Genomic DNA, 4,125 nt, shown 5'->3' with positions numbered 1-4,125 from the left:
GCCAGTTCCCAGTCGGCGCAGGTGGCGAAGTCTTCCAGCGTCTTGATGCCGTCCTGGGCCAGCGCCTCGAGCATCTGCGGGGTCAGGCCCTCGAAGTTGACCAGGCTGTCCTCGACCCCCATGGCGCGGGCGTTTTCCATCGCCTTGGCATTGGCCGCTTCCAGATAGTCGCGGGCACGGGCCTGAAGCTCGGCGGCGGTGTCCTCGTCGAAGCCGTCGATGGACAGAAGTTCGTCCAGTTCGACGTAAGCCACCTCTTCCAGGTTGGTGAAGCCTTCGGCGACCAGAAGCTGGGCCATCATCTCGTCGACATCGAGCGAATCCATGAACAGCTTGGTGCGTTCGGCGAATTCGGCCTGGCGGCGCTGCGATTCTTCCGCTTCGGTCAGGATGTCGATGTCCAGCGCCGTCAGCTGGCTGGCCAGCCGCACGTTCTGGCCGCGACGGCCGATGGCGAGGCTGAGTTGCTCGTCCGGCACCACGACCTCGATCTTCCCGGCCTCCTCGTCGAAGACCACTTTCGAGACTTCCGCCGGTTGCAGGGCGTTGACCAGGAAAGTCGCGGTGTCCTGATTCCAGGGAATGATGTCGATCTTCTCGCCCTGCAGTTCGTTCACCACGGCCTGAACGCGGCTGCCGCGCATGCCGACGCAGGCGCCGACCGGGTCGATGGAGTTGTCGTAGCTGATCACCGCAATCTTGGCGCGGCTGCCCGGATCGCGGGCCACGGCCTTGATCTCGATGATCCCGTCATAGATTTCCGGGACTTCCATCTTGAACAGCTCGGCCATGAACTGCGGGTCGGTGCGGCTGAGGAAAACCTGCGGCCCGCGCGGCTCGCGGCGCACGTCCTTGATGAAGCAGCGGATGCGGTCGCCGATGCGGTAGGCCTCGCGGCCGATCTTCTCGTTCCGGCGCAGGATGCCCTCGCCCCGGCCGATGTCGACGATGACGTTGCCGTATTCCTCGCGCTTGACGGCGCCGTTGATGATGGTGCCCTTGCGGTCCTTGAATTCCTCGAACTGGCGGTCACGCTCGGCCTCGCGGACCTTTTGCAGGATGACCTGCTTGGCCGATTGCGCGGCGATGCGGCCAAGGTCGACCGGCGGCACCTCGTCCACGATCTCGTCGCCGATCTGGGGGTCGGCCAGGTAGGACTTGGCCTGCTTCACCGTCAGCTGGGCATGGTGGTTTTCCACCAGTTCATCTTCAACCACGGTGCGGACGCGGGTGAAGCTGGCGCGACCGGTCTTGCGGTCGATCTTCACCCGGATGTCCATCTCGGCGCCGTAGCGCGACTTGGCGGCGCGGGCGAGGCTGTCCTCCATCGCCTGGATCACCAGGTCAGGGTCGATCATCTTTTCGCGCGCCACGGCTTCGGCGGTCTGCAGAAGCTCCAGCTGGTTGGCGGAGGTGATGGCCATGGGTGTCTCCCTAGTGTTTCAGTGGTCGCGTGAGTCTTGAGGAAAACCGGTACCCACTTTTCCTCATCACGCCTTAGTGTCTGGTTTCCGGTGCGGGGTCTTCGTCCTCGTCCCCGTCGATTTCCTCGATCTCGTCAAACTGGCCGTCGGTTGGTTCGGCCACCTTCTTCTGACGCAGCATCTCGGCGATCAGCTCTTCGGTCAGGATCAGCTTGGCGTCGGAGAGCCAGTCGAACTTGAGCCCGATTGTCACGTCCTCGCCGCCCTCTTCCAGGGTGATCAGCACCTCGTCGCCCTCGACCCCCGCCAGATCGCCCTTGAAGCGGCGGCGGCCGTCGATCAGCTCGGTCGTCTCGACCCGGGCTTCCCAGCCCTTCCACATCTCGAAATCCTTCAGCCGGGTCAGCGGCCGGTCGATGCCGGGGGAGGAGACTTCGAGGACGTAGTTGTCTTCCAGCGGGTCTTCCACGTCCAGCACGGCGGATACCGCGGTGGAGATGTCACCGCATTCATCGACGCCGATCCCGCCATCGGGACGATCGGCCATGATCTGCAAGACGCGCGTCTTGCCGCCCATCAGCCGCAGGCGGATGAGTTCGAAGCCCAGGCCTTCGATCACCGGCTGCACGATGTCGGCCAGGCGGCGGTCGATGGCGGTTTTGGCGACGAGATCGGTCATGCTGTCCAGAAACAAAAAAGCGGACCCAGCGGCCCGCCCGTGACTTTCGGTAGCTTCAGGTTTGGACCCTGACGCAGCTGTTGAGGTGCATATAGGCCGGTCGGGCCGAGTCTGCAAGGGACTTGGCAAGCCGGTTCTCGGAACCCAACTCCGCCAATGTGGTTTCCCCCGATTGAAGGGGCCAGCACAAGCTGCAATAGTCGGGGGGTATGCTGCCGATGAGGTTGTCCAAGTGAATGCCGGTCGCACTCTGCTGCGGGCCCGAGGGGCTGTCGTTGCGGTCTTTCTGGGACTGGGCGCAAGCGGCGCGCAGGCTTTGGAGCGGCTGGACATCAGCGTGGCGGGCGGCTCGAAGGAGCTGAAGCAAGCGGTGGAAGCGGCCTCGCAGGTCCGCACGCTTCAGGCCGAGGGGCAGACCGACCCGCAGGACCTTCTGGCCGCCGCGCGGGCGGATTATGCGCGGATTCTGGGCGCGATGTATGCCAAGGGGCATTACTCGGTCGATATCCGCATCCGGATCGACGGGCGAGAGGCGGCAGCGATTCCGGTGCTGGAGCCGCCGCACGCCATTTCGGTGATCCAGATCGCAGTCGATCCCGGCGCCCCCTTCCGTTTCGGTGTCGCACGGGTACAGCCGCTGGCGCGAGGGACCGAGTTGCCGAAGGAGTTCCGCACCGGCACCGTAGCGGAAAGCGGGACCGTATCCTCGGCGGTGGACGTGGCGATCAGCGCCTGGCGGGAAGACGGCCATGCCAAGGCCTTCGTGGCGTCCGAGAATGTGGTGGCCGACCATGCGGCGCAGCGGCTGGATGCGGATATCGCGCTGTCGCCCGGCCCGCGGCTGCGCTTCGGGCATCTGGAGATCGTCGGCGAGGAGCGGATGCGCGAACGGCGTATCCGCAAGATCGCGGGCCTGCCCGAGGGCGAGACCTTCAGCGAGACCGAGTTGCGCCGGGCAGAGACGCGGCTGCGGCGGACGGGGATCTTCGCCTCGGTCGCGCTGACCGAGGACGATCGGATCACCGCGCCGGACCTTCTGGGCATTACCGCCACGGTGGTGGAGCAGAAACCGCGCCGCTATTCCTTCGGGGCCGAGGTGGCAAGTCTGGACGGCGTGTCGCTGTCGGCGTCCTGGCTGCACCGGAACCTCTTGGGCGGCGGCGAAAGGCTGGGGGTGAAGGCCCATGCGACGAACATCGGGTCAGGCGAAAGCGGCGTGGACTACGGGCTGGAGGTGACACTCGACCGCCCCGCCACGCTGACGCCCGACACGACGGCGGGGCTGGTGCTGGGCTATTCGCACGAGGATGAGATCGACTACAAACTGGATGCCGTGACGTTCGGGCTGAAGTTCTCGCACATCTTCTCGGAAACCCTGACCGCGCGGGCCGGGCTGACCTATGACTATCTCGATGGTCGCGACCCCGGCGGGTCGTTCTTCTTTCGCAACCTGTCGCTGCCTCTGGGCCTGACCTGGGACAAGCGCGACGTGGCGAACAACCCGACGAAAGGGTTCTATCTGGATGCCACCGCCAAACCCTTCGCCGGGTTCGGCACCACGGGATCGGGCCTGCGGGCAACCGTCGACGGTCGCGCCTTCCGCAGCCTCGGCGAGCCGGGAAGGATCGTCGTGGCGGCACGGGTGCAGGCGGGCGCGGTGCTGGGATCGGAGCTTCTGGAAACCCCGCGGGGCGACCTGTTCTTCTCGGGTGGCGGGGGCACGGTGCGCGGGCAGCCCTATCGTTCGCTCGGGATCGCGGTGACGCGTGGGCTGGGGCCTGAATTCCTGATCGGCGGCAGGTATTTCCTGGCCGGGTCGCTGGAGCTGCGCGCCAAGGTCAGCGACAAGATCGGCGTGGTGGGCTTCGTCGACTGGGGCAGCATCGGGCTGGACGGGTTCACCGGCGCCAGCGCAGACAGCCACGCCGGCGCGGGGCTGGGGCTGCGCTACGATACCGGGCTGGGGCCGATCCGGCTGGACGTGGCGACGCCGATCAGCGGCACCACCGGCGACGGGGTGCA

3 protein-coding genes are annotated in these 4,125 nt (G+C 66.0%); 1 reads left to right on the top strand and 2 read right to left on the bottom strand.

Translation table 11 applies throughout. The features are described 5' to 3' along the window. Both nusA and rimP read right to left on the bottom strand, forming a co-directional pair. Positions 1 to 1,424: transcription termination factor NusA (nusA, locus tag V7Q39_RS19660; RefSeq protein WP_333818304.1), on the bottom strand; the 1,424-nt coding region annotated here is incomplete at its 3' end. Positions 1,425 to 1,497: 73 nt separating this feature from the next. Beyond that, positions 1,498 to 2,103: a ribosome maturation factor RimP gene (rimP, locus tag V7Q39_RS19655; RefSeq protein WP_333818303.1), complete on the bottom strand. Its 606-nt coding sequence runs from the start codon at positions 2,101 to 2,103 to the stop codon at positions 1,498 to 1,500. A 232-nt stretch (positions 2,104 to 2,335) separates the two neighbouring features. Here rimP and V7Q39_RS19650 point away from each other — a divergent pair. Continuing rightward, positions 2,336 to 4,125 (top strand): autotransporter assembly complex protein TamA (locus V7Q39_RS19650; RefSeq protein ID WP_333818302.1); only part of this gene is annotated, 1,790 nt, incomplete at its 3' end.

Source organism: Tabrizicola sp., assembly GCF_036781545.1.
GTDB lineage: Bacteria > Pseudomonadota > Alphaproteobacteria > Rhodobacterales > Rhodobacteraceae > Tabrizicola.
The sequence above is the reverse complement of the archived record's forward strand: the minus strand, read 5'-3'. Positions and strand labels throughout refer to the sequence as shown.

Excerpts from the sequence above, each read along its gene's own strand:
- rimP (WP_333818303.1), bottom strand. The coding sequence starts at position 2,103 with ATGACCGATCTCGTCGCCAAAACCGCCATCGACCGCCGCCTGGCCGAC.